This is a genomic window from Pseudomonas syringae group sp. 243L2, assembly GCF_032587875.1.
GTDB lineage: Bacteria > Pseudomonadota > Gammaproteobacteria > Pseudomonadales > Pseudomonadaceae > Aquipseudomonas > Aquipseudomonas amygdali.
Genome location: NZ_JAWHPL010000021.1, coordinates 721952 through 746479, shown reverse-complemented (window position 1 = coordinate 746479; position 24528 = coordinate 721952). Strand labels below are relative to the sequence as shown.

Here is a 24528-nt window from a genome sequence, read left to right as displayed (position 1 = left end):
CATGATCGACCCTAACGTTGTCACCCTGACGGTTGACGAGCACGACTATGCCGGCTGGAAGTCGGTGGAAATCTCTGCCGGGATCGAGCGTCAGGCGCGCAGCTTTGACGTGAGCATTACTTGGCAGTGGCCGGGCACTGAAATCTCGCATCCGATCACGCCCGGCGCAGCGTGCGAGGTGCGTATCGGCGGCGAGTTGATTCTGACCGGCTGGGTGTTTGCCGCGCCGATCAGCTATGACGGCAAGCAAATCACGCTAAAGATTTCCGGACGCTCGAAAACCGCCGACCTCATCGACTGCTCGGCCATCAACAGGCCGAGCCAGTGGAAGGAGGTGGGGGTGTTGAAGATCGTTGAAGCGCTGGCTGCTCCTTATGGTTTGTCGGTGATCAGCGAAATACCGGAGACCTCGAAGATGGCCGATCACACCATCGAGCCTGCCGAAACCGTGTTCAAGTCCATTGACCGGCTGCTGACCCTGTTCCGGATTTTTTCCACCGATGACGAATACGGCAATGTGGTGCTGGCCAGGCCGGGTAGTCGCGGGCAGAGCGCAGACGCGCTCGAACTCGGCAAGAATGTGTTGAGCGCCGTCATCGCGCGGGACTTTTCCGGGCTTTTTTCCGAATACCGGGTCATTGGTCAACAGACCGGTAATGACCAGACGTTCGGCAAGGAGTCGTCGGAGGTCTCGGCAGAAGTCACGGATGACCGGCATGACGACCCTGCGCATAAAAAGCGTCTTCGCGTACTGGTCGTTCATGAGGATGCGCCGATCACACCGAAGCTCGCCTTGAGTCGCGCCAATTGGGAGCGTGGTCAGCGGGCCGGCAAGGCACTGCTCACCACCTACAAGGTCCAGGGCTGGCGGCAGTCCAACGGGGCGCTCTGGCGGCACAACACCATGGTCCGGGTGATCGATCCGGTCATCGGTTTTACGAGCCGGAACATGCTGATTTCAGCCGTGACCTACTCGCTTAGCGACCAAGGCACGATCACCACGCTGGTGGTCGGTCCGCCTGAAGGTTTCCAGGCCGAGCCAGGTGACCCCAACAAGCGCAGCAAGGTGCAGGTCAATCAGGACGCTTACTCCTGGCTGCTGCCCATCGACGAGGAAACAACCTCATGAGCTTACTCAATCGCATGCTGGTGCGCGGCACGGTGGTGCTCGCCAGGGCCAGCAGCAAAATGCAGGCGCTGCAAATGCGCCTCACCGCCGGAGAGGTCAAGGACGACATGGAGCACTTCGAACCCTATGGCTTCACCAGCAACCCGCTGGCCGGCGCCGAGGGCATCGCCGCCTTCATTGGTGGCGACCGGTCGCACGGTCTGCTGCTGGTGGTGGCCGACCGGCGCTATCGCCTCAAGGGCCTGGAGTCGGGCGAAGTGGCGATCTATACCGACGAGGGCGACAAGATTCACCTCAAGCGCGGCAAGGTCATCGACATTGAAACCGACACCTTGAACATCAAGGCCGCGGTAGCGGTGAACTTCGACACACCGCAGATCACCCAGACCGGAAAGATTGTTTCCAAAGGCGACCAGCTTGCCGCTGGCATCAGTCAGATCAGCCATCTGCATGGCGGTGTTCAGGCAGGTAACGGCCAGAGCGGACCGCCCGCTGGAGGTGCCGGATGATTATTGAAGGCTCTCTGCAGGCGTCCTTGCTGCGCTCGGTGGTCATCAGCCTGTTCACCTGGCGGCGTGCCGAAGCGGACGACCCGTTCGACGATGCCGAGCGCTATGGCTGGTGGGGCGACACCTACCCGGCACAGGCCAATGACCGTATCGGCTCCAGGCTGTGGCTGCTGCGCAGGGTCCGGCTCACTGCGCAGACCCAGCGCGACGCCGAGTTCTATGCGCGCGAAGCGCTTGCCTGGCTGATCGATGACGGTCAGGTCAGCAACATCAACATCCTTACCGAACAGGTTCAGAGCAATCGCCTGAACCTGGGCGTCGAGCTGGTCGTTTCGGACGGTCAGATCGTGCGCTTCAACCCTTCTGAACAGTGGCAGGTGATTTATGCCGTTTGAAACACCTACGTTACCGGCGCTGATCAACCGAACCCAGGTCGACCTCGCCGACGAAGCGCTGCGTCAGTCCGATGCTCGGGTATTGTCCCGTGCGCACAGCGGCGCGGCCTACGGACTGTACGGCTATCAGGACTGGATCGCCGACCAGATTCTGCCGGACACCGCCGACGAGGAGACCCTTGAGCGGCAAGCCATCCTGCGCCTGAGGCAACCGCGCAAGGTGGCACAGGCCGCTACCGGCACGGTGCGCTTTACCGCTGCAGCCGGCGCGGTGCTGGATGCGGACACTGTGCTGCAGTTCAGTGATGGACGCTTCTACCGCGTGACCAAAGGCGTCACCACGGTTGCGGGCAATAACACCACCACGGTCGAAGCGGTCGATGCCGGTGTTCTGGGTAATGCGGATGCCGGTCTGGTCATGACTGCCGTGCAACCGGTCGAAGGCATCGACAGCACCTTCACCGTCATTGCCGACGGACTTTCCGGCGGCATCTCGCAGGAAAGTATCGAGTCGTTGCGTGCGCGTGTAGTGCGCTCCTACCGGGTCATCCCGCATGGCGGCAATCAGGATGATTACGTGACCTGGGCGCTGGAAGTGCCGGGCGTGACGCGCGCCTGGTGTGTGCGCCGGTTCATGGGGCCGGGGACGGTGGCGGTGTTCTTCATGCGTGACGACCAGGCCGATCCCATTCCTGACGCCGAGCAGCTGGCTGCGGTCGCTGCGTATATCGAGCCGCTGCGTCCGGTCACCGCAGACGTGTATGTGCTGGCGCCGGTGCAGAAACCGGTGGTCTACACCATCCGGCTCACACCGGATACCTCCGCCGTGCGGGCGGCGGTCGAAGCGCAACTGCTGGACCTGCACAACCGTGAGGGCGGACTGGGCGAAACCCTGTTGCTCACGCACATCGCCGAGGCCATCAGCCGCGCGACAGGCGAAACCGATCATGTGCTGGTTTCACCCGTGGCCAACGTTACTGCTGCGGCCAACCAGTTGCTCACGTTCGGGGGTATTCAATGGTCGTCATAAGAACTGCCGAACATTACGCCGGACAACTGCAGGCGCTGTTGCCACCTGGTCCCGCGTGGGATCCGGAGCGGGTGCCGGAATTGCAGCAGGTCATTACCGGCCTGTCCCGCGAGTTCGCACGCATCGATGGCCGCGCGTTCGACCTGCTCAACGAGATGGACCCTGCAACCGTCAGTGAATTGGTACCGGACTGGGAGCGGGTGATGAACCTGCCTGATCCGTGCCTGGGGCTCAAACCGTTGTTTGCAGACCGGCGTCTGTCGGTGCGCCAGCGGCTTGTGGCGACAGGAGGGCAGAACGCGGCGTTCTACATCGACATTGCCATCAGCCAGGGCTACCCCGATGCCACCGTGACCGAACACCGAGCGCCCCGTATGGGGCGTTCGCGTTTTGGCCAGGCGCACTTCGGCACCTGGAATGCGCAGTTCATGTGGACCCTGAACACCGGCGGTCGCCAGCGGCTGGGCCGACGCTTCGGGGCCAGCTACTGGGGCGAGCGGTTCGGGGTGAATCCCGGGCTCGCAATCGAATGTTTGATCCGTCGAGCAGCACCGGCGCACAGCGTCGAATTCGTAAACTTCAACTGAGGAACACAATGTGGATTATCCCAAGAGTGTGCCGGGCGTAGGCTTGGCAAGCGGCAAGTTTGTAGATGAAAACCCAGCAACCGGCACACCTGGTTCGCTGATCCCGGCGCAGTGGGGCAACTCGGTGACGCAGGAGATTTTGAACGTCATCCTCGGCGCTGGCCTTGTGCCGAATGAGGAAGATGTCACTCAATTGCACCGGGCCATTCTTGGCCTGGCAGCATCCGATTACAAAAAATCGGTGCGTTGCGCCACGACAGTCTCCATTGGGCTGAGCGGTTTGCAGACCATCGATGACGTCACACTGGTGGCCGGCGATCGGGTGCTGGTCAAGAATCAGGACACTGCGTCGCAGAACTGGATTTATGTGGCCGCGGCAGGCGCCTGGGCTCGTGCGCAGGATGCGAACGAAAGCACCGAATGCACGCCGGGTCATATGGTGCCGGTGCAAGCCGGCACGAAGAACGCGGGCACCGTATGGCAACTGGTCAATACGACAGTGCCGGTGCTGGGTACAACTGACCTTGCGTTCGAGCGTCTGCTGGGACGCAGTGGTGTGGCCGCGGGTGATTACACGAGGGTCAAGGTCAATAAATATGGGCAGGTGGAAGAGGGGAGCAATCCGACAACACTCAGCGGTAATGGTATTTCGGATGCGTACACCAAGGCCGAGGCCGATCTGCGCGATCTTCAGCGGCCGCTGCGCGATTCCATTACCTATGTAGGACTGGCCAATAACAAGCCTGATGCGCCTTACATGCGCCGTGAGTCCGATGGCGCCTTGGTTTCCCTGCAACCGAGCCTGGGTTTTACTCCGGTACAACAAGGCGGTGGTACAGGCCAGCTCGACAACAAGGTAAAGATCGGCTGGTCGAATAACGGCCTCAAGGCGATGGTCGACGCTACTGATCTTGGCAATATCTGGTATGCGAACAACTTTAATCCAGCCACCAAAGCTGACTGGGGCACTACGCTGGCGTCTTATAAAATTACTGACGCCTATACCAAGGCAGAGGTGTATGCCAAAAGCGAAGTGGATACGCGACTGGCCAGTAGGGCGTTGGCGGACGCTATCTCTTATGTAGGGCTGGCCAGTGGGGATCTAGGGCAACCCTACATGCGGCGTGTTGCAGACTCTGCTATTAGCTGGCTTCAGACAAAGTTGGGGTACACGCCCGTCCAGCAAGGTACAGGCACAGGTCAATCCAATAACGTTGTGAAGATAGGCTGGTCTGATAACGGCCTCAAATTGACCGTGGACGCTACCGATTTGGGACGCGTTTGGTATGCGGCTAACTTTGATCCCAACGGCAAGGCCAACTGGGGCACCACGCTTGCTGCATATGGCATCACCGATGCTTATACCAAGGCCGAGACGGATGCTCGTGATGCGCAGCGACCCACAGCGGACTCCATAACTGTTCTCGGCTTTGCCGGTAATGACGTAAACCTGCCTTATATGCGCAGAGCCTCTGACGGTCAGGTCTATTACCTGCAACCGCGTCTTGGCTACACGCCAGTCGAGCAGGGCGGCGGTGCCAACATGTCCGCTAACAAGGTTCGCCTTGGCTACAACGGTGCCGGTAGTTTGCGCCTTCAGGTCGACAGCTCTGACTTTGGCGACATGATCAACGATCAGAATTTGCCCGCAAAAGTTGCCGCACTGGGGCTCGGTGGCATCGGCTCCTATGCATTTGCACGTGTCATCAATTCCCAAGGGCTGGTTAATCAGGGAGGCATGGTATCCGGCACCAACCTGATCTATAGCTCTACAAACGGTAGCGATGGTGCCGGTAACAATTCTGGCCTTATTGGCGGAGGCACCTGGCGTGCACACGGCGCTTTTTCGGGCAGCGAACGTACACTCTTTCAACGAGTTGGATAAAGGTAGTTATATGAACACAGTAATAAGTGCACGAAACCCTCGCTGGTCCGATCTGGCCCATACCTCCATCGTCCTGTCGGTGATTTTCGAGGAAACAAAGGATGTTTTCGGTGAGGTGCCTTTTGGTGCCTCTGCCCATGACCCTGAGCCACACGGTGTAGATCTTTTCAACCGTGCAGTTGCAGGCGAGTTTGGCGAGATTCTCGAACCCACCGAGCAGATGGTTCAGGCGCAGGTGATGTGCCAGCGTGGTATTTACTCGGCCGAGGTCTCTGCGAAAATCAACGGATTGGTTGCCGATCTGGATATGTTGCAAGATGCCATAACGTTGGATATGGCCACTGACGATCAGCGTAAATCACTGCCTGCTGTAAACGCCGAGCTCGACGCGCTACGCCTGTATCGAGTGCAACTTGCCCAACTCGAGACATTGCCAGGCTATCCAATGTCGTTCGATTGGCCGGTGCCGCCTGCGACGCCATTTGTATATGTTAAACCGTCTGCAGCACCGCTGTTATCAATAGGCGTAAGTGAAGACGAACTGCCCAAGCCATAACGCCCCGCACTGACGGGGCGTTGTTTTATCTGCCGTTCAACTTGCTTTTAAACAGGGGAACTTTATCGACTCAGGGGGCGGGTTAGTCCTGTAACCCCTAATAGGAGGACCGATGCCTATCAACCAGCAACAACTACTGCAAATCCTCCCCAACGCCGGCCCTAAAGCCGGCGTTTTTGTTCCTGCTCTCAACACCGCCATGACCCGCTACACCATCAACACCCGCCTGCGTATCGCTGGGTTCATCGCTCAGATCGGGCATGAATCCGGGCAGCTTCGTTATGTGCGCGAGCTGGGTAGCGACAGCTATCTGGCCAAGTACGACACCGGGCAGTTGGCGCTGCGTCTGGGCAACACGCCAGAGGCAGATGGCGACGGTCAACTGTACCGAGGGCGCGGGCTGATTCAGTTGACGGGGCGGGCTAACTACGAAGCGTGCGGGGAGGCGCTGGGGCTGGACTTGTTGCGCCAGCCGCAACTACTTGAACAGCCGGAGCATGCCGCCATGTCGGCGGCGTGGTTCTGGGATCGGGCCAACCTCAATGCGCTGGCAGACAAGGGTGATTTTCTGATGATCACCCGCCGCATCAACGGCGGTACCAACGGCCTGGCGGATCGGCAGGCGCTTTACCAGCGGGCATTGGAGGTGCTGCCGTGAAAGTGCTGGATATGCGATTCCTGATCCTCGCATTCGTGCTGGGGTCAGGGCTGGGTACATGGGCCGCCTGGCAGTGGCAGGCGGCTCACTATGGTCTGCAACTGTCTACGCAAACGCTGGCTTGGCAGCAAGAGCGCGAGCAGGCGGCGCTGGCGGTCGTCGACTGGCAGAACGCTGAACAAGCACGAAGGCGGGCGCTGGAACTCCGTCTGCAAGATAACGATACAACCATTCATAAGGAATTGAGCGATGCACAGACTTCTCAGGCTCGCTTGCGTGATCGTCTGGCTACCGCTGATCTGCGGCTGTCAGTCCTCCTTGCCAGCCCCACCGCTGGCGATGGAATGCCAACCGCCTCCGGTTCCGGCGGCGTGGTTCATGGAGGCCCACGAGGCGAACTTGACCCAGCGGCTGCTGGACGAATTGTCGCCATCACCGACTACGGCGATCAGGGATTGATCGCTTTGAAGGCCTGCCAAGCCTACGTGCGCGAGATTGCGCACTGATGTTCCTCTCGGCTCCCCACCCTCGGCCATCGTGCCCCTGCCTCAATCCCGCCTCCACAAGGAGGCGCGGCCCTCTTTTCAGCCTTTAACCGCTTTTCAATCGGCGCAGCCCGGTACATTCATATTGCACCGGTCGGTTCGGTACGCTAATGTCCCGAAACGTACCGATGAGACCCCTTCCGTGACGACTGTCAGCAAACTCTTGATGCGCGTTGTCAAGGCTCACGCCCGTTGGCGTTGGCGCGCCTGACTATTTCCTTGCCGGCCCTGCCGGACCCGTACCTGTATGCCTTCGATATATGATGCCTTTGCCTCTGTCACCCCCAGCGTTGTGGCTGAAGAGGGGACGCATGGGCGAAGTGGAATCCGGAAGGCCTGAATCAAGTCAGTAAATCAAAAGGTTGATAGCAAAATGCTGCTGATGATCGATAACTACGATTCGTTCACCTACAACGTCGTGCAGTACCTCGGTGAGCTGGGGGCTGATGTCAAAGTCATTCGTAACGACGAACTGACCATTGAACAGATCGAAGCCCTGAACCCTGAGCGCATCGTGGTCTCGCCTGGCCCGTGCACACCCAATGAAGCCGGTGTCTCGCTTGAAGTGATCAAACATTTCGCGGGCAAACTGCCGATTCTGGGTGTGTGCCTGGGGCATCAGTCCATCGGGCAGGCCTTTGGTGGCGATGTGGTGCGTGCGCGCCAGGTGATGCACGGCAAAACCAGCCCGGTGGTGCATCAGGACGGCGGCGTGTTCGAAGGCCTTAATCATCCACTGGTGGTAACCCGCTACCACTCGCTGGTGGTAAAAAGCGATACCTTGCCCGAGTGCCTGGAAGTGACCGCCTGGACTGCGCTGGAAGACGGCTCGGTTGACGAGATAATGGGCCTGCGTCACAAAACGTTGAACGTGGAAGGGGTACAGTTTCACCCTGAGTCGATTCTGACCGAGCAGGGCCACGAGCTGTTCGCCAACTTTCTCAAGCAGAGCGGCGGCCATCGTCAGGGCTAAGGATTTTTTATGACTACCCCCATGAACATCAAAAGCGCGCTGAACCGCGTGGTCAACCAGCTGGACCTGACCACTGACGAGATGCGCGACGTCATGCGCGAGATCATGACCGGCCAATGCACCGAAGCGCAGATCGGTGCGTTTCTGATGGGCATGCGCATGAAGAGTGAAACCATCGATGAGATCGTCGGTGCTGTTTCGGTCATGCGTGAGCTGGCCAGCAGTGTCGAGCTGAAAACACTGGATGGCGTTGTAGACATCGTTGGCACTGGCGGTGACGGCGCAAATATTTTCAACGTGTCCACGGCGTCGGCTTTTGTCATCGCAGCTGCTGGCTGCACGGTGGCCAAACACGGTAACCGCGCAGTGTCGGGCAAGAGCGGCAGCGCCGATCTGCTGGAAGCCGCCGGGGTTTATCTGAACCTTACGCCTGTTCAGGTGGCTCGCTGCATCGACAGCGTGGGCATCGGCTTCATGTTCGCCCAGTCTCATCACACGGCCATGAAGCACACAGCCGGGCCGCGCCGCGAGCTGGGGCTGCGCACACTGTTCAATATGCTCGGCCCGCTGACCAATCCGGCCGGGGTTCGCCACCAGATCGTCGGCGTGTTCAATCAGGCGTTATGCCGGCCGCTGGCCGAAGTGCTGCTGCGGCTGGGCAGCAAGCATGTGCTGGTGGTGCACTCGCAGGACGGCCTGGACGAGTTCAGTCTGGCCGCGCCGACCTTCGTTGCCGAGCTGAAAAATGGCGAAGTGACTGAATACTGGGTACAGCCCGAAGACCTGGGCATCAAAAGCCAGAGTCTGTATGGCCTCGCTGTGGAAAGTCCGGCAGTTTCGCTGGAACTGATTCGTGATGCGCTTGGGCGACGCATGACCGAGAACGGGCAGAAAGCCGCGGAAATGATCGTGCTTAATGCCGGTGCCGCGCTCTATGCTGCCGATCATGCGACCAGCCTGAAAGAGGGTGTGGCCTTGGCACACGATGCCCTGCACACCGGCCTTGCGCGGGAAAAGCTGGAAGAGTTGGGTGCCTTCACGGCAGTATTCAAACAGGAGAACGAAGCATGAGCGTGCCAACCGTACTGGAAAAGATTCTTGTCCGAAAGGCCGAGGAAATTGCGGCCCGTCGAGCAATTGTCAGCCTCGCCGAACTTGAACAACAGGTCGCCAGCGTCGATGCGCCACGTGGCTTTGCCAACGCGCTGATCACTCAGGCCAGGTTGAAGCTGCCTGCCGTCATCGCAGAAGTCAAAAAGGCGTCTCCAAGCAAAGGCGTTATCCGGGAGAATTTTCTGCCGGGCGAGATCGCCAGAAGTTATCAGGCGGGAGGCGCTACCTGTCTTTCAGTGCTCACTGATGTCGATTTCTTTCAGGGTTCCGATGCCTATCTTCAGGAAGCGCGGGCGGCGTGCAATTTGCCGGTGATCCGCAAGGATTTCATGATCGATCCTTATCAAGTGGTCGAGGCTCGCGCGTTGGGCGCTGACTGCATTCTGCTGATCGTGTCGGCACTGGAAGACGCGCAAATGGCTGAGCTGGCCGACGTTGCCAAGCGTGTCGGGCTGGACGTACTGGTCGAGGTGCACGACGGCGACGAGCTGGAGCGCGCACTCAAGACGCTTGATACACCGCTGGTGGGTGTCAACAATCGCAACCTCCACACCTTTGAAGTGAGCCTGGAAACCACGCTGGAGTTGCTACCGCGCATCCCGCGTGATCGCTTGGTCATCACCGAAAGCGGCATTCTCAATCGTGCGGATGTCGAGCTGATGGAAATCAACGATGTCTATTCGTTCCTGGTGGGCGAAGCTTTCATGCGCGCCGAACACCCGGGCGCCGAGTTGCAGCGGCTGTTCTTTCCGGAGCGCAAGCTTGCGGCGAGCGGCCCGTCCATCGACTGACTGAACTGAACACCACGCTGAGGTCCGGCATGCAAGACTCGATCATCGACATCTGCGTCGAACAAGGCTTGCAGGCCGAGCAGGACCTTCTGGCGGCTGTGTGCTCCGGCGCTACCGATCATGGGTTGCTGTTCTGGCGACCTACTGATCGGGCGCTGGTCATGCCGCGGCGCATGAGCCGCTTGCCGGGTTTTGTCGAGGCCAGCGAGACTCTGGCTGACAATGGATGGCCCGTGTTGTTGCGTGAAACCGGTGGTGAGCCGGTGCCACAATCCTCTTCCACGGTGAATATCGCGCTGGTCTATGCACAGCCCGCTGCTGATGTTGATCGTGACCGCATAGAAACCGCCTACCTGCGCTTGTGCCAGCCGCTGCTCGACCTGCTGGTCGAATTGGGCGGCCAGGCTTCATTGGGCGAAGTGGCAGGTGCATTCTGTGACGGCCGCTTCAACGTCAACCTTGATGGTCGCAAGATGGTCGGAACAGCCCAGCGCTGGCGGCAGAGTCAGGGCGGAACGCGTCCTGTGGTGTTGGCCCACGGCGCATTGCTGCTGGATGATGAACGTGTACAGATGGCGGGAGCGGTCAACCGCTTCAACGAGCTTTGTGAGCTTGAGCCACGTATTCGGGCCGAAAGCCACGTTGCCTTGCACGAAGTGTTTCCGGATGTCGACGTTCTGTCTCGCCTGGCGCAGGCCTATCGGCAGCTACTCGCTGAACTCTGACTGGCAGAGGTTCAGCGCGTACCGTACACCACCATCGTTTTTCCCTTGACGTTGACCAGGCTCTGCTCTTCCAGGGCTTTGAGCACGCGCCCCACCATTTCTCTTGAACAGCCTACGATGCGTCCGATCTCCTGGCGGGTAATCTTGATCTGCATCCCGTCCGGGTGGGTCATTGCATCTGGCTGCTTGCACAGCTCAAGCAACGTGCGAGCTACTCGCCCGGTGACATCGAGAAACGCCAGATCACCGACCTTGCGTGTGGTGTTGCGCAGGCGCTCGGCCATCTGACTGCCCAAAGCGTAGAGAATTTCCGGCTCCTGGCGGGTCAGCTCGCGGAAGGCGCCGTATGAAATCTCGGCCACTTCGCATTCGGTCTTGGCTCGCACCCATGCGCTGCGCACGGATTCGCGTCCCGGCTGCTCAAACAGACCTAGTTCACCAAAAAAATCCCCGCTGTTGAGATAGGCGACGATCATCTCGCGTCTTTCGTCATCTTCGATCAGAACCGTGACTGAGCCTTTCAAGATCAGAAACAGCGACTCAGAGCGATCACCCGCATTGATGATGTTGCTTTTGGCGGGGCAGCGGCGGCGTTCCGCATGGGGCAGCAGCTTGTCGAGACTGTTTGCTTTGGGCGTAAAAGTTATTGCGACCATGCGTGACTTCCGAAATAAGGTGTATGGCCAAATGGCATACCTGTAGGTATCGGCTGCGCCTGCATTCTCACCAGCTTTTCCAGACGTGTAGGAAGCTATTTGCGAATATTCCTACGCGTTTCCTACGAAAAGCATTTTTCCAATGCGTCCAGGCAGCGTTTGGCGCTGTGCTAAGCTGGCGACCCCTTTTTTACAGTGGAGTCCTGGCGATGAAGGCACGCATTCAATGGGCTGGCGAAGCCATGTTCCTCGGCGAATCCGGCAGCGGTCATGTGGTAGTGATGGACGGCCCGCCTGAAAGCGGTGGCCGCAACCTGGGTGTACGCCCGATGGAAATGGTGTTGATCGGTCTGGGCGGCTGCAGCAACTTTGACGTGGTGAGCATCCTGAAGAAGTCGCGCCAGCCAGTGGAAAGCTGCGAGGCATTTCTTGACGCCGAGCGCGCGGATGAAGATCCGAAAGTGTTCACCAAAATTCACCTGCACTTCGTCGTCAAGGGCCGCGGCCTGAAAGAAGCTCAGGTCAAACGGGCTATCGAGTTGTCAGCGGAGAAGTATTGCTCTGCTTCTATAATGCTCGGAAACGCGGGTGTGGAGATCACTCACGATTATGAAATTATCGAGTTGACCTGAACGCCAGACATCCAACGATCATAAAAACGGCGCACACTCTGGCAGACGGCTTCGGACGTCTGCATAATGCGCCACTTTTTCAGGGCGCAGCATGTACTGGTTTTCTGCTGGCGGCCCGAACAGACAACCAAAATCGCCAACGCGAAGAGGTGTTAACCGTCCTACGCAGATGAGCCGGACTCAACTGACGGGCATGCTTGATCACGCGGCTGGCGCCGCACCCATATAGAGAGTTTTTAACGGTGAAAAGCAAACTCAAGCTCCACGGGTTCAATAACCTGACAAAGACCTTGAGCTTCAACATTTATGACATCTGCTATGCGGAAACCCCGCAGGACCAGCAGGCGTATGTCGAATACATCAACAGTGTGTACGACGCAGAACGCCTGACGCGGATTCTGACTGATGTTGTCGATATCATTGGTGCCAACATCCTGAACATTGCACGTCAGGATTACGATCCACAAGGTGCCAGTGTGACCATTCTGATCTCCGAGCAGCCGGTGACGCCTACCGAAAGCCAGATCGAAGAGTCGCCAGGTCCACTGCCGGAAACCATCCTGGCGCACCTGGACAAGAGCCACATCACGGTCCATACCTACCCGGAAATTCACCCGGTAGATGGCATCGCCACGTTCCGCGTGGATATCGATGTGTCGACCTGTGGCGTTATTTCACCGCTCAAGGCGTTGAATTACCTGATTCACAAGTTCGAGTCGGATATTGTGACCGTCGATTATCGCGTGCGCGGCTTTACCCGTGACGTGGAAGGCAAGAAGCACTTCATCGATCATGAAATCAACTCGATCCAGAATTACCTGTCCGAAGACACGCGCAACGGTTACCAGATGACCGACGTGAACGTGTATCAGGAAAACCTGTTCCACACCAAGATGCTGCTCAAGCAGTTCGAACTGGATAACTACCTGTTCGGCGACGCGACCAGCAACTTGTCTGCCGAGCAGCGCGAACAAGTGACCGCCAAGGTCAAACACGAAATGCTGGAAATCTTCTACGGCCGTAACGTAGCCGTATAAGCCCGGATTTCGGACATTAAAAAGGCGCCTGATGCAGGCGCCTTTTTTATTCGTCCTTATCCGTCCTGATGCGTCGTCAGATGCGATAAGTCGACTTGGTCATTACCTTGGCCAATATGCTCATGCCAAACTTGACCGGTGCCGGGAAGCGAAAGCCGCCTGCTTCCAGCGCTGACTCGGCATGGTGTTCTTCATCATTAAGCATCTGTTCCAGAATGGCCCGCGACTTTCCGTCTTCGCTCGGCAATTGCTCAAGGTGCTCACTCAAGTGTTTGCAGACCTGATCCTCTGTCGCCGCGACGAAACCCAGGCTGACCCGGTCGCTGATAACGCCGGCTACCGCACCGATCCCGAAGGACAGGCCGTAGAACAGCGGGTTCAGCACGCTGGTATGGCTGCCAAGCTGATGAATGCGCTGTTCACACCACACAAGGTGATCGATTTCCTCTTCAGCCGCATGCTCCATCGCCTTGCGCACCTTGGGCAGCTTCGCTGTCAGCGCCTGCCCCTGGTACAGCGCCTGGGCGCAGACTTCACCGGTATGGTTGATGCGCATCAGGCCTGCAACGTGGCGTGTGTCGACGTCGCTCATCTTGTGATCGGGCTGGACAACCGCAGGGGAGGGGCGCTGCGGATGTGCGCTCAATGGCAGCAATGTGCGCATTGCGCTATCGGCTTGCAGTAGCAGACGGTCGAGGGGGGAATAGTGACGTTCGGTAGCCATGGGCACCTCCGGAAGATCATGTGGGCAGTTTACCCGAATCGGCCGCAGGCAGCAGGGGCTTGTGTCGACCGGCCAGCGAACATAACGGCCGCTGACCGGCTGCAAAGCCCGGAAACGCGGGATCAGCCCGGCGGCCAGTTCATCTGACGCTGACCGAGTACATGCATGTGAATGTGATAAACGGTCTGTCCGCCCAGATCATTGCAGTTCATGACCACGCGGAAGCCTTCTTCACAACCCAGTTCAATAGCCAGACGCTGCGCTGTGAACAGGATATGCCCCGCCAGGCCTTTGTCTTCTTCGGTCAGATCGTTCAGGGTCCGAATGGGCTTTTTCGGGATAACCAGAAAATGCACGGGTGCCTGTGGGGCGATGTCGTGAAAAGCCAGTACCTGGTCATCTTCGTAGATGATCTTCGCCGGAATTTCCCGATTGATGATCTTGGTAAACAAAGTTTCCACAGCCGTTTGCTCCTTGTCGGTTGATGGTCGTCGCAGGGTATCGCTGTGCAGCAGTGCGCCTGAGTGTACTGAGCGAGACGCCGCTCGCCCAGTCGTTTGTCTGTCAGCGTGGGCAGTACTTCCTGTTGATGTAGCCGCTGATCTGGCGGGCCAGCCAGCGCGAGACCAGGCGCGGGCTGAGCGTCCATAGACGGGTGCTGAAGCCGGGGATGATCACTGCACGGTCCTTTGCCAGTGCGCGAACGGTATACAGGGCCACTTCTTCGGGGCTCATCAGGTTGTCGACATTGACCTGCAACTGCGCGGTACGGAAAAAAGCCGTTCGGGTCGGGCCGGGGCACAACACCGAGACCTTCACCCCGGCCTTCTTCACTTCCTCGCGCAGCCCCTCGGAAAAATGCAGCACATACGCTTTGCTCGCGTAGTAGGTGCTCATCCACGGCCCTGGCTGGAACGCCGCCACCGAGGCGACATTGAGTATCTGCCCACCACCCTGAATGGCCATGAGGTTGCCGACCGTATGGCACAGGCGCGTCAGAGCGAGGATGTTCAGGTCGATCAGGTCCTGCTCGGCGCTCCAGTCCTGCGCCAGAAAAGGTCCGCACGTGCCGATGCCCGCTGCATTGACCAGCAGGTCAATCTGATGCGCGCCGTCTTCCAGCTCCAGCAGGAAGCCCGAGAGTCGCAGCGGTTCGCCCAGGTCGCATGCACGAAACAGCACTTCCACGCCAAAACGCTGAGTCAATTCCAGTGCAATTGTTTCCAGCAGGTCGCGCTGACGGGCGACCAGAATCAGGCTGCGACCACGGCGTGCCAGCGCTTCGGCCATCGCCAGGCCTATGCCGCTGGACGCGCCGGTGATCAGGGCGTAACGGGTCATGCATTTCTCCATTGAGCATATTGCGCCCGGCAGTCTGCCGAACCGTGAGCAGTCTATTACGTGTCACTGTGTTTCTTTGAGCTCTTTGTTGACATCCACCGGCACGATCAAGGCACTGTCCTGGTCTTGTTCATCGTCGTACGGGAGGGATTGCTCGTACTCGTCGGTCTGCAATTCCAGCTCGTCGCGCAGCATTCCTGCGCCTCCGGCAGTGAGGCCGATCAGAATAATCGGTAGCAGCAACAACCACAGAACGGCCAGCGTCTTTACGCCTTTCGAGTTCGGCGGTGGCGGTGGGCCGAACTGATTGGGGCCTTTTGTACCCGGCAGCAGGACCATGAGGAACGGGAAGACACTGCCTATGAAGGGCACCATCGTCAGCAGTAAAAGCCAGCCCGACCAGCCCAGGTCGTGCAGCCGTTGTATACCGATCTGTGCACCGATGACTGCAAACACTACGAGCACCACTGCGCTCAGCAGCCCGCCAGCGACCAGTGACTCGTTCATCGTCAGCAGGCACACGGCAACCAGCGCCAGTGCCGCTGCGCTCAATACCAGGCTCCAGGCCAGATAGCGCAAACGCCCGATGCGCCCATTTATGCTCAGGACTTTTAGAGTCGAATGCTCTGGCTGATCACCGCCAACCTGTGCTTTGGGCGGCGCATAGGGCGATATTTCCAGATGCGCGGGTTTTTGTGGCGGCGCGCTGGCTATTTCATTGAGGCTCAGGCTGATGTCGCTGTCAGGTTCGATGCGTGCTTCGACGCCTGCGTCATTAAGTGCCTTCAGGTAGCGCTCAGCATCCGTATGGGTCAGCCCGCGCTTGAGCGCAACGGGCTGGCCGTTGAACAACTTTTGCACTGCGCGAGCTTCACTTTTGAACAACCCCGCAAGGTTGGCCTTCGCGGTATCAAGCTCGACGCCTTCACGCACCTGTCCTTCAAATACAATCTTGAAGAGGGAATCGGCCATACAGGGCTTCCTTGTCTTGTGGTTGGGGACAGTACCGGGCGCTTGCGTTACACATTGCGTAAAGCCGAGCGCCCTGGTGTGTTACTGGAGAGGCCGAATGCTTTCCGGTCAGAAGGGTTTGACGATGACCAGAATGACGATAGCGATCAGGATCAGCACAGGAATCTCGTTGAACCAGCGATAGAACACATGGCTGCGGCCATTCTCTCCACGGGCAAAGCGTTTGACCTGTGCGCCACAGACATGGTGATAGCCGATCAGCAGGAACACCAGTGCCAGCTTCGCGTGCATCCAGCCCTGACTGAAATAGCCGCTGACGTCAAAGCTGATCAGCCAGCCGCCGAAGACCAGCGTTGCGATCATCGCCGGGGTCATGATGCCTCGGTAGAGCTTGCGTTCCATCACCATGAAGCGCTCGCGGCTGACCGTGTCCTCACTCATCGAGTGATAGACGAACAGTCTTGGTAGATAGAACAGGGCTGCAAACCAGCAGACCATTGAAATGACATGCAGCGCTTTGACCCATAGATAGAGCATTTTTGATTATTCCCAGGTTCACGGTGGCCGAATAGTAGTGTCTTGTGCGTCCGTACGTCACGTTGTCGGTTGTCGCAGAGGCGATAGGCTCCTATTATCGACCGCTTTCCAGTTGTTTCGTTGAGGGCAGGTTATGGTCAAGGTCGGTATTGTCGGCGGCACGGGTTACACCGGGGTCGAGCTGCTGCGTCTGTTGGCACAGCATCCGCAGGCAGAAGTAGTGGTCATTACCTCGCGCTCGGAGGCCGGCATGCCAGTCGCCGAGATGTACCCGAACCTGCGCGGGCACTACGACGGCCTGGCTTTCAGCGTACCTGACGTGAAAACCCTGGGTGCCTGTGACGTGGTGTTCTTCGCCACGCCCCACGGTGTCGCTCATGCACTGGCCGGTGAACTGCTTGCGGCAGGCACCAAGGTGATCGACCTGTCTGCCGACTTCCGTCTGCAGGACCCGGTCGAGTGGGCCAAATGGTATGGCCAGCCGCACGGTGCTCCGCAGCTGCTGCAGGATGCGGTTTACGGATTGCCGGAAGTCAATCGCGAACAGATCAAGAATGCTCGGCTCATCGCCGTGCCGGGTTGCTATCCGACAGCCACACAATTGGGTTTCCTGCCGTTGCTTGAGGCGGGCATTGCCGACAACACTCGCCTTATTGCCGACTGCAAATCCGGCGTGAGCGGTGCCGGACGTGGCCTGAGCATTGGTTCTCTGTATTCGGAAGCCAATGAAAGCTTCAAGGCCTACGCCGTGAAGGGCCATCGTCACCTGCCTGAAATCACTCAGGGCCTGCGTCGCGCTGCGGGCGGTGATATCGGCCTGACGTTTGTTCCGCATCTGGTGCCGATGATTCGTGGCATTCATTCCACCCTCTATGCGACAGTCGCTGATCGTTCGGTGGACCTGCAAGCGCTGTTCGAGAAGCGCTACGCCGACGAGCCTTTTGTGGATGTAATGCCCGCTGGCAGCCATCCCGAGACCCGCAGTGTGCGCGGAGCCAACGTTTGCCGCATCGCGGTGCACCGTCCGCAGGGCGGCGATCTGGTTGTCGTGCTGTCGGTTATCGACAATCTGGTCAAAGGCGCGTCAGGTCAGGCGGTTCAGAATATGAACATCCTGTTTGGTCTTGATGAGCGCGCCGGTTTGTCTCACGCGGGCATGATGCCGTAAGCACTGCCGCCGTCCAGCAAATAGTTGACCGATTTTCTAGGAGAAGCGGATAATGCCGTCATTACGCATTACGACGGCTAACGCCGGGAGATATCTGACATGAGTGTCGAATCCTTCACGCCTACCGCTTTGGAGTTCACTCCGAATGCAGCGCACAAGGTGAAAACCCTGGTCGACGAAGAGGGCAATGATCGTCTCAAACTGCGTGTATTCGTTACAGGTGGCGGTTGTTCAGGTTTTCAGTATGGTTTTACGTTTGATGAAGACGTGGCCGACGATGACACTATCGTCGAGCGCGAGGGCGTAAGTCTGGTTGTCGATCCGATGAGCTTCCAGTACCTGGCTGGCGCAGAGGTCGATTATCAGGAAGGACTTGAGGGTTCGCGATTCGTGATCAAAAACCCGAATGCTTCCACGACCTGTGGTTGTGGCTCGTCGTTCTCGATCTGATTGAAGCTTGTTGTAAACAAAAACGCCGCTCATTGAGCGGCGTTTTGCGTTCAGGCACGACGTCAGGCGGGGTAGATCGCGCCCAGAACACGTCTGCCTTTAGCGCCGGTTACCGTTGGGCGGTTGGCCGGTACGCCTTCGAGGCAGCAATGAGCCAGCCAGGCAAATGCCATGGCCTCAACCCAGTCAGGGTCCACGCCAAACTTCTCGGTACTGCTGACCTCGGTGTCAGGCAATAGCTCTGCAAGGCGTTTCATCAGCGCCTTGTTATGTGCGCCGCCGCCACAGACCAGAAGCTCCTTGGTGATCGCTTGTGCCGATTGCAGGGACTCTGTGATGGTCAATGCAGTCAGTTCCAGCAGCGTGGCTTGCACGTCTTCAGGTGTCAACGTTGGCAGCTGGAACAGATGATGGTGCACCCAACCCAGGTTGAACACTTCCCGACCGGTGCTTTTTGGGCCTTTGGTCAGGAAAAACTGATCGCTGAGCAGTTTCTGGAGAAGCGCTTGATCAACCTCGCCGCTCGCCGCCCATTCCCCGTCCTTGTCGTAGCTTTCATGGCGCTGGGATTGTATCCAGGCATCCAGCAGCACGTTACCTGGACCGCAATCGAAGCCTTCGACCGGGCGATCGGATTCGATCAGGCTCAGATTGCTGAAGCCGCCGATGTTCAATACAGCGCGGTGGTCTTTGTTATCGTCGAACAGTGCTTCGTGGAAGGCGGGCACGAGCGGCGCACCCTGTCCGCCTGCGGCGATGTCGCGACGACGAAAATCGCTTACCACGGTGATTTCTGTCAGCTCTGCCAGCAGCGCCGGGTTGCCGATCTGAATGCTGTAGCCGCGCGCAGGTTCATGACGAATAGTCTGGCCGTGGCTGCCAATGGCGCGAATCTGAGCAGGCACCATGTTTTGATCTTCCAGCAAGGTCTGCACGCCCTGTGCGACCAGCCTGCACCACTTCTGCTCGGCGATTGCTGCACGTGCAAGCTCATCGACGCCACTGGAGCAAAGCCCCAGCAGTTCGGCATGCAGATCTTCCGGCATCGGGATGTAGTGAGTAGCCAGAAGCCTTGAGCGGTCATCCTGCTTCAAAAGGGCGATATCAATCCCATCGAGACTGCTGCCGGACATCACACCTATATAGAAGAAGTCCATGGATTACCTTTTATTCGAGGCCAGCGTGGTGGCCTTTTCCTGATCCATGCGCGCCATCAACGGCTGGCTTTGTTGCATGAACCGCTGTTTTTCGGATTTGGCGATCGGATCCGCCATCGGAAGCTTCTGGCCCAGCGGGTCTACGTGAACGCCATTGACCTGAAATTCATAGTGCAAGTGCGGGCCGGTAGACAAGCCGGTAGTTCCAATATAGCCGATTACCTGACCTTGCTTAACGGTTCCGCCGGTTTGTATGCCTTTGGCAAAGCCTTGCATGTGACCGTACAGAGTGCGGTAGGTATCGCCGTGCTGGATGATGACGGTATTGCCGTAACCGCCGCGACGGCCAGCGAGCAGAACCTTGCCGTCGCCGGTTGCCTTGATCGGCGTACCGCGTGGCGCCGCATAGTCGACGCCCTTGTGCGCACGGATCTTGTTGAGGATAGGGTGTTTGCGACCCATCGAAAACATGGAGCTGATGCGGGCAAAGTCTACCGGGGTGCGGATGAATGCCTTGCGCATGCTGTTGCCGTCAGCAGTGTAGTAATTGGTATTGCCTTGCTTGTTGGTGTAACGAACGGCGGTGTAGGTCTTGCCGCGGTTTGTAAAGCGAGCGGAAAGGATATTGCCTGTGCCGACGCTTTTGCCGTTGACCACTTTCTGCTCATACACCACGTCAAACTCGTCACCCTTGCGGATGTCCTGCGCGAAGTCGATGTCGTAGCCGAAGATGTTGGCCATGTCCATTGTCATGCTATGAGTCAGGCCAGCACGCTGCGCGGATTGCGAAAGTGAGCTGTTGATCACGCCATGCACATACGCATTGCGCACATTGGGCTTGCTGATCTCGCGATTGAAAACGAAGCCGGAAGCCGATTTCGAGAGGCTGATGGTCTCGAGCTCGCTGAGTTTGGTATGCAGTTGCTTGAGCTGGCCGTCCGGCGATAGTTCGAACTGCAGGGTTTGCCCGTTCTGCAGCTTGGTGAACTGTTTGGCCTGCTTGTCGCTGGCCAGTACTTCATGAACGGTAGCGGCTGGCAGCCCGACTTTTTCGAACAGAGTCGAAAGCGTGTCGCCCTTGCTGACGATCACTTCCCGATGGTTAGGGTCTTTGGCTGGTGCCGGCTTTTCTGCGTCAGACTGTGCTGTGGCGGTGTCTTGAGCCTGGTCATCGGCATTGTCGATCTGGGCAAATGGCGATTCAGTGGTTTCAGGTGTGGCTTGAGCAGCGTCTGGAGCGTCTTGGTCTTGTACGTCCTGATCCGGCATCTCCAGATCAAGGGAAAGGTTCGTTCGTTTGGCTTCAACTTCGCTGGAAGGGAAAACCAGGAGAGCCAGGCTCAACAATGCGGCAATGCCGCTTGCAGCGAGCAGGTGACTCTTCGGATAAAGCGGGGGCGCTTTAGGCGGTGTGTCTTTCATAGGTAATTTGACTTTGAAAAAGGTGAAATGGAAAAGATGAATGACATGATGAAGATGAAATAACTGTATAAAATATAACCAAAACCTGCTCGAAGCAACCCTTCCCGCGTATCAGTCACTGATTCGCAGGCGAACGCTGGGCAAAACTTGTAATTGGGCTCTGATCTTGTAAGGTTGGTTCCCTTTGAATTGGGGGCTGAAATGAAGTCGGTTGAAGAGCAGCTGGCGCTGATCAAGCGCGGTGCAGATGAACTCCTGGTCGAGGCCGAACTGGTCGAGAAGCTGAAGCGTGGCCAGCCACTGCGTATCAAGGCTGGTTTCGACCCGACAGCGCCCGATCTGCACCTTGGACACACGGTGCTTATTAATAAGCTGCGCCAGTTTCAGGACCTGGGGCATCAGATCATCTTCCTGATCGGTGATTTCACCGGCATGATCGGCGATCCGAGCGGCAAAAGCGCCACGCGTCCGCCGCTCACCCGTGAGCAGGTTCTCGACTACGCCGAAACCTACAAGTCTCAGGTTTTCAAGATTCTCGATCCGGCCAAAACCGAAGTGGCGTTCAACTCCACCTGGATGGACAGGCTGAGCCCGGCTGACTTCATTCGATTGTCTTCGCAGTACACGGTCGCCCGTATGCTTGAGCGTGACGATTTCGACAAGCGCTATAAAAGCAACCAGTCCATCGCCATCCACGAATTCCTTTACCCGCTGGTGCAGGGTTACGACTCTGTGGCCTTGAAGGCTGACGTCGAACTGGGTGGTACTGATCAGAAATTCAACCTGCTGATGGGGCGCGAGCTTCAGCGCGCTTATGGGCAGGAGCCGCAATGCATTCTGACCATGCCGCTGCTGGAAGGCCTGGATGGCGTGAAGAAGATGTCCAAGTCGCTGGGCAACTACGTTGGTATTCAGGAAGCGCCGGGCATTATGTACAGCAAGCTGGTATCGATTCCGGATTCGCTGATGTGGCGCTACTTCGAGCTGCTGAGCTTCCGTTCGATGGAAGAGATCAATGGCTTGAAGGCTGATTGTGAAGCGGGTGCCAATCCGCGTGATATCAAAATCAAGCTGGCCGAAGAGCTGGTCGCCCGTTTCCATGGTGAAGAGGCTGCCGCCAATGCGCATCGTTCTGCGGGCAACCGTATGAAGGAAGGCGAGTTGCCAGACGATCTGCCGGAGATCTCCGTGGCTGCTATAGAGGATATGCCGATCTCGGCCGTCCTTAATAAAGCAGGGCTGGTAAAGAACGCTGCGGTCGCTCGCGATCTGCTGGCATCTGGTGGTGTGCGTATAGATGGTGAGGTGGTGGATCGCGGCTTTGTATTCAAGCTAGGTGCAACTCACGTCTGCCAGGCCGGTAAGAAGGCTTTCGGTCGCGTTACCCTGGTTTCTGAAGAAAGTTCAAAATAACGGTTGACGCCCTCTGCGATCTGTCTATAATTCGCCCCACTTCCGGCGCAGACGGAAACGAAAAAGCCTTGTAGATCAATGGTTTACAAGGGTTTGAAGTGAAGAGTCAGCGAGGAAGGAGGTCGAGTCTGCAGTGAACGACAGCGGTGAGAAAAAAGAGTTTGACACGCGGTTGTAACGCTGTAGAATTCGCCTCCCGCTGATGAGCAACTGCAGAGTTGATCGAAGCGCAAGTGGTTGAAGTTGCAAAGGAAACTTTGAAAGCTTCTTAAAATAACCGCTTGACAGATACAAGAGACGCTGTAGAATGCGCGCCTCGGTTGAGACGAAAGCTCTTAACCACCCGCTCTTTAACAACTGAATCAAGCAATTCGTGTGGGTGCTTGTGGTGTCAGACTGAAGTCAACAGATTATCAGCAACCCAAGTTACTCCGCGAGAAATCAAAGATGTAACCAACGATTGCTGAGCCAAGTTTAGGGTTTTCTCAAAACCCAGTTAGATGTTTGAACTGAAGAGTTTGATCATGGCTCAGATTGAACGCTGGCGGCAGGCCTAACACATGCAAGTCGAGCGGCAGCACGGGTACTTGTACCTGGTGGCGAGCGGCGGACGGGTGAGTAATGCCTAGGAATCTGCCTGGTAGTGGGGGATAACGCTCGGAAACGGACGCTAATACCGCATACGTCCTACGGGAGAAAGCAGGGGACCTTCGGGCCTTGCGCTATCAGATGAGCCTAGGTCGGATTAGCTAGTTGGTGAGGTAATGGCTCACCAAGGCGACGATCCGTAACTGGTCTGAGAGGATGATCAGTCACACTGGAACTGAGACACGGTCCAGACTCCTACGGGAGGCAGCAGTGGGGAATATTGGACAATGGGCGAAAGCCTGATCCAGCCATGCCGCGTGTGTGAAGAAGGTCTTCGGATTGTAAAGCACTTTAAGTTGGGAGGAAGGGCAGTTACCTAATACGTGATTGTTTTGACGTTACCGACAGAATAAGCACCGGCTAACTCTGTGCCAGCAGCCGCGGTAATACAGAGGGTGCAAGCGTTAATCGGAATTACTGGGCGTAAAGCGCGCGTAGGTGGTTTGTTAAGTTGAATGTGAAATCCCCGGGCTCAACCTGGGAACTGCATCCAAAACTGGCAAGCTAGAGTATGGTAGAGGGTGGTGGAATTTCCTGTGTAGCGGTGAAATGCGTAGATATAGGAAGGAACACCAGTGGCGAAGGCGACCACCTGGACTGATACTGACACTGAGGTGCGAAAGCGTGGGGAGCAAACAGGATTAGATACCCTGGTAGTCCACGCCGTAAACGATGTCAACTAGCCGTTGGGAGCCTTGAGCTCTTAGTGGCGCAGCTAACGCATTAAGTTGACCGCCTGGGGAGTACGGCCGCAAGGTTAAAACTCAAATGAATTGACGGGGGCCCGCACAAGCGGTGGAGCATGTGGTTTAATTCGAAGCAACGCGAAGAACCTTACCAGGCCTTGACATCCAATGAACTTTCCAGAGATGGATTGGTGCCTTCGGGAACATTGAGACAGGTGCTGCATGGCTGTCGTCAGCTCGTGTCGTGAGATGTTGGGTTAAGTCCCGTAACGAGCGCAACCCTTGTCCTTAGTTACCAGCACGTTATGGTGGGCACTCTAAGGAGACTGCCGGTGACAAACCGGAGGAAGGTGGGGATGACGTCAAGTCATCATGGCCCTTACGGCCTGGGCTACACACGTGCTACAATGGTCGGTACAGAGGGTTGCCAAGCCGCGAGGTGGAGCTAATCTCACAAAACCGATCGTAGTCCGGATCGCAGTCTGCAACTCGACTGCGTGAAGTCGGAATCGCTAGTAATCGCGAATCAGAATGTCGCGGTGAATACGTTCCCGGGCCTTGTACACACCGCCCGTCACACCATGGGAGTGGGTTGCACCAGAAGTAGCTAGTCTAACCTTCGGGGGGACGGTTACCACGGTGTGATTCATGACTGGGGTGAAGTCGTAACAAGGTAGCCGTAGGGGAACCTGCGGCTGGATCACCTCCTTAATCGACGACTCAGCTGCACCATAAGCACCCACACGAATTGCTTGATTCATTGAAGAAGACGATTAGAAGCAGCGCCCC

The 24528-nt window shown here is 57.5% G+C and carries 26 protein-coding genes and 1 rRNA gene; 19 read left to right on the top strand and 8 right to left on the bottom strand.

From position 1 onward, the window contains the following. The first annotated feature begins 1 nt into the window (after position 1). The 13 genes from RYB66_RS16315 to RYB66_RS16255 all read left to right on the top strand — a co-directional run bounded on the left by RYB66_RS16315 (position 2) and on the right by RYB66_RS16255 (position 10896). Positions 2-1129 (top strand): phage baseplate assembly protein, encoded by a 1128-nt coding sequence (locus tag RYB66_RS16315; RefSeq protein ID WP_004660747.1) that lies wholly within the window; start codon positions 2-4, stop codon positions 1127-1129. Continuing rightward, positions 1126-1638: a phage baseplate assembly protein V gene (locus tag RYB66_RS16310; RefSeq protein ID WP_004660748.1), complete on the top strand. Its 513-nt coding sequence runs from the start codon at positions 1126-1128 to the stop codon at positions 1636-1638. The genes RYB66_RS16315 and RYB66_RS16310 overlap by 4 nt, the downstream gene beginning before the upstream one ends. Continuing rightward, positions 1635-2033: a phage GP46 family protein gene (locus RYB66_RS16305; protein ID WP_004663819.1), complete on the top strand. Its 399-nt coding sequence runs from the start codon at positions 1635-1637 to the stop codon at positions 2031-2033. Before RYB66_RS16310 ends, RYB66_RS16305 begins: the two co-directional genes overlap by 4 nt. Further along, complete coding sequence (locus tag RYB66_RS16300; RefSeq protein ID WP_003372716.1) at positions 2023-3063, top strand: baseplate J/gp47 family protein; 1041 nt, start codon at positions 2023-2025, stop codon at positions 3061-3063. Before RYB66_RS16305 ends, RYB66_RS16300 begins: the two co-directional genes overlap by 11 nt. Beyond that, positions 3051-3650: a YmfQ family protein gene (locus tag RYB66_RS16295; protein WP_010439013.1), complete on the top strand. Its 600-nt coding sequence runs from the start codon at positions 3051-3053 to the stop codon at positions 3648-3650. Before RYB66_RS16300 ends, RYB66_RS16295 begins: the two co-directional genes overlap by 13 nt. 10 nt (positions 3651-3660) lie before the next feature. Then, positions 3661-5535, top strand: coding sequence for a hypothetical protein (locus RYB66_RS16290; protein ID WP_057403246.1), 1875 nt, complete (start codon positions 3661-3663; stop codon positions 5533-5535). Between the two features lie 10 nt (positions 5536-5545). Next, a complete protein-coding gene (locus tag RYB66_RS16285; RefSeq protein WP_057404119.1) occupies positions 5546-6091 on the top strand; it encodes a hypothetical protein in 546 nt (181 codons plus the stop codon). A 112-nt stretch (positions 6092-6203) separates the two neighbouring features. Further along, a complete protein-coding gene (locus tag RYB66_RS16280; protein WP_057404118.1) occupies positions 6204-6749 on the top strand; it encodes a glycoside hydrolase family 19 protein in 546 nt (181 codons plus the stop codon). Next, positions 6746-7255, top strand: coding sequence for a lysis system i-spanin subunit Rz (locus RYB66_RS16275; protein ID WP_005743966.1), 510 nt, complete (start codon positions 6746-6748; stop codon positions 7253-7255). Before RYB66_RS16280 ends, RYB66_RS16275 begins: the two co-directional genes overlap by 4 nt. 412 nt (positions 7256-7667) lie before the next feature. After that, entirely contained in the window at positions 7668-8267 is a 600-nt protein-coding gene (locus tag RYB66_RS16270; protein WP_002551940.1) for an aminodeoxychorismate/anthranilate synthase component II, read from the top strand. Between the two features lie 21 nt (positions 8268-8288). Then, on the top strand, positions 8289-9338 hold the full coding sequence (gene trpD, locus RYB66_RS16265; RefSeq protein WP_316895002.1) for an anthranilate phosphoribosyltransferase: 1050 nt from the start codon (positions 8289-8291) through the stop codon (positions 9336-9338). Further along, positions 9335-10171, top strand: coding sequence for an indole-3-glycerol phosphate synthase TrpC (gene trpC / locus RYB66_RS16260; protein WP_005781013.1), 837 nt, complete (start codon positions 9335-9337; stop codon positions 10169-10171). Before trpD ends, trpC begins: the two co-directional genes overlap by 4 nt. Positions 10172-10200: 29 nt before the next feature. After that, positions 10201-10896 carry a lipoyl protein ligase domain-containing protein gene (locus RYB66_RS16255; protein ID WP_316894850.1) on the top strand — a complete coding sequence of 232 codons (696 nt, stop codon included), beginning with the start codon at positions 10201-10203 and terminating at the stop codon, positions 10894-10896. Positions 10897-10907: 11 nt separating this feature from the next. Here the strand turns inward: RYB66_RS16255 and crp are convergent, their stop codons facing one another. Beyond that, positions 10908-11552: a cAMP-activated global transcriptional regulator CRP gene (gene crp / locus RYB66_RS16250; RefSeq protein WP_005743964.1), complete on the bottom strand. Its 645-nt coding sequence runs from the start codon at positions 11550-11552 to the stop codon at positions 10908-10910. A 209-nt stretch (positions 11553-11761) separates the two neighbouring features. Here crp and RYB66_RS16245 point away from each other — a divergent pair, with 209 nt between their 5' ends. Together RYB66_RS16245 and speD are read left to right on the top strand one after the other, a co-directional pair. Continuing rightward, a complete protein-coding gene (locus RYB66_RS16245) occupies positions 11762-12184 on the top strand; it encodes an OsmC family protein (protein WP_005743963.1) in 423 nt (140 codons plus the stop codon). A gap of 242 nt (positions 12185-12426) precedes the next feature. Next, positions 12427-13221, top strand: a complete 795-nt coding sequence (speD, locus tag RYB66_RS16240) for an adenosylmethionine decarboxylase (RefSeq protein ID WP_002551946.1) — start codon at positions 12427-12429, stop codon at positions 13219-13221. Positions 13222-13297: 76 nt separating this feature from the next. Here the strand turns inward: speD and coq7 are convergent, their stop codons facing one another. The 5 genes from coq7 to hemJ form a co-directional block, all read right to left on the bottom strand. After that, positions 13298-13945, bottom strand: coding sequence for a 2-polyprenyl-3-methyl-6-methoxy-1,4-benzoquinone monooxygenase (gene coq7 / locus RYB66_RS16235; RefSeq protein WP_004660761.1), 648 nt, complete (start codon positions 13943-13945; stop codon positions 13298-13300). 122 nt (positions 13946-14067) lie between these two features. After that, complete coding sequence (locus RYB66_RS16230; RefSeq protein ID WP_005758042.1) at positions 14068-14406, bottom strand: histidine triad nucleotide-binding protein; 339 nt, start codon at positions 14404-14406, stop codon at positions 14068-14070. A gap of 103 nt (positions 14407-14509) precedes the next feature. Next, positions 14510-15286, bottom strand: coding sequence for an SDR family NAD(P)-dependent oxidoreductase (locus tag RYB66_RS16225; protein WP_005743961.1), 777 nt, complete (start codon positions 15284-15286; stop codon positions 14510-14512). A 63-nt stretch (positions 15287-15349) separates the two neighbouring features. Beyond that, entirely contained in the window at positions 15350-16258 is a 909-nt protein-coding gene (locus RYB66_RS16220) for a DUF805 domain-containing protein (protein WP_005743960.1), read from the bottom strand. A gap of 108 nt (positions 16259-16366) precedes the next feature. After that, positions 16367-16795, bottom strand: a complete 429-nt coding sequence (hemJ, locus tag RYB66_RS16215) for a protoporphyrinogen oxidase HemJ (protein WP_004660765.1) — start codon at positions 16793-16795, stop codon at positions 16367-16369. A 133-nt stretch (positions 16796-16928) separates the two neighbouring features. On the opposite strand from hemJ, the gene argC reads away from it, so the two are divergent. Together argC and erpA are read left to right on the top strand one after the other, a co-directional pair. Further along, complete coding sequence (gene argC, locus RYB66_RS16210) at positions 16929-17963, top strand: N-acetyl-gamma-glutamyl-phosphate reductase (RefSeq protein WP_004663836.1); 1035 nt, start codon at positions 16929-16931, stop codon at positions 17961-17963. 99 nt (positions 17964-18062) lie between these two features. Then, entirely contained in the window at positions 18063-18413 is a 351-nt protein-coding gene (erpA, locus tag RYB66_RS16205; RefSeq protein WP_002551953.1) for an iron-sulfur cluster insertion protein ErpA, read from the top strand. A 62-nt stretch (positions 18414-18475) separates the two neighbouring features. Here erpA and RYB66_RS16200 read toward each other — a convergent pair whose 3' ends face one another. Further along, positions 18476-19570 carry an anhydro-N-acetylmuramic acid kinase gene (locus tag RYB66_RS16200; protein WP_004663838.1) on the bottom strand — a complete coding sequence of 365 codons (1095 nt, stop codon included), beginning with the start codon at positions 19568-19570 and terminating at the stop codon, positions 18476-18478. Between the two features lie 3 nt (positions 19571-19573). Then, positions 19574-20992, bottom strand: coding sequence for a peptidoglycan DD-metalloendopeptidase family protein (locus tag RYB66_RS16195; protein ID WP_005743959.1), 1419 nt, complete (start codon positions 20990-20992; stop codon positions 19574-19576). Between the two features lie 201 nt (positions 20993-21193). Here RYB66_RS16195 and tyrS point away from each other — a divergent pair, with 201 nt between their 5' ends. Together tyrS and RYB66_RS16185 are read left to right on the top strand one after the other, a co-directional pair. Continuing rightward, positions 21194-22405, top strand: a complete 1212-nt coding sequence (gene tyrS, locus RYB66_RS16190) for a tyrosine--tRNA ligase (RefSeq protein WP_010194979.1) — start codon at positions 21194-21196, stop codon at positions 22403-22405. Between the two features lie 506 nt (positions 22406-22911). After that, a 16S ribosomal RNA gene (locus RYB66_RS16185) occupies positions 22912-24450 on the top strand. Positions 24451-24528 lie beyond the last annotated feature (78 nt).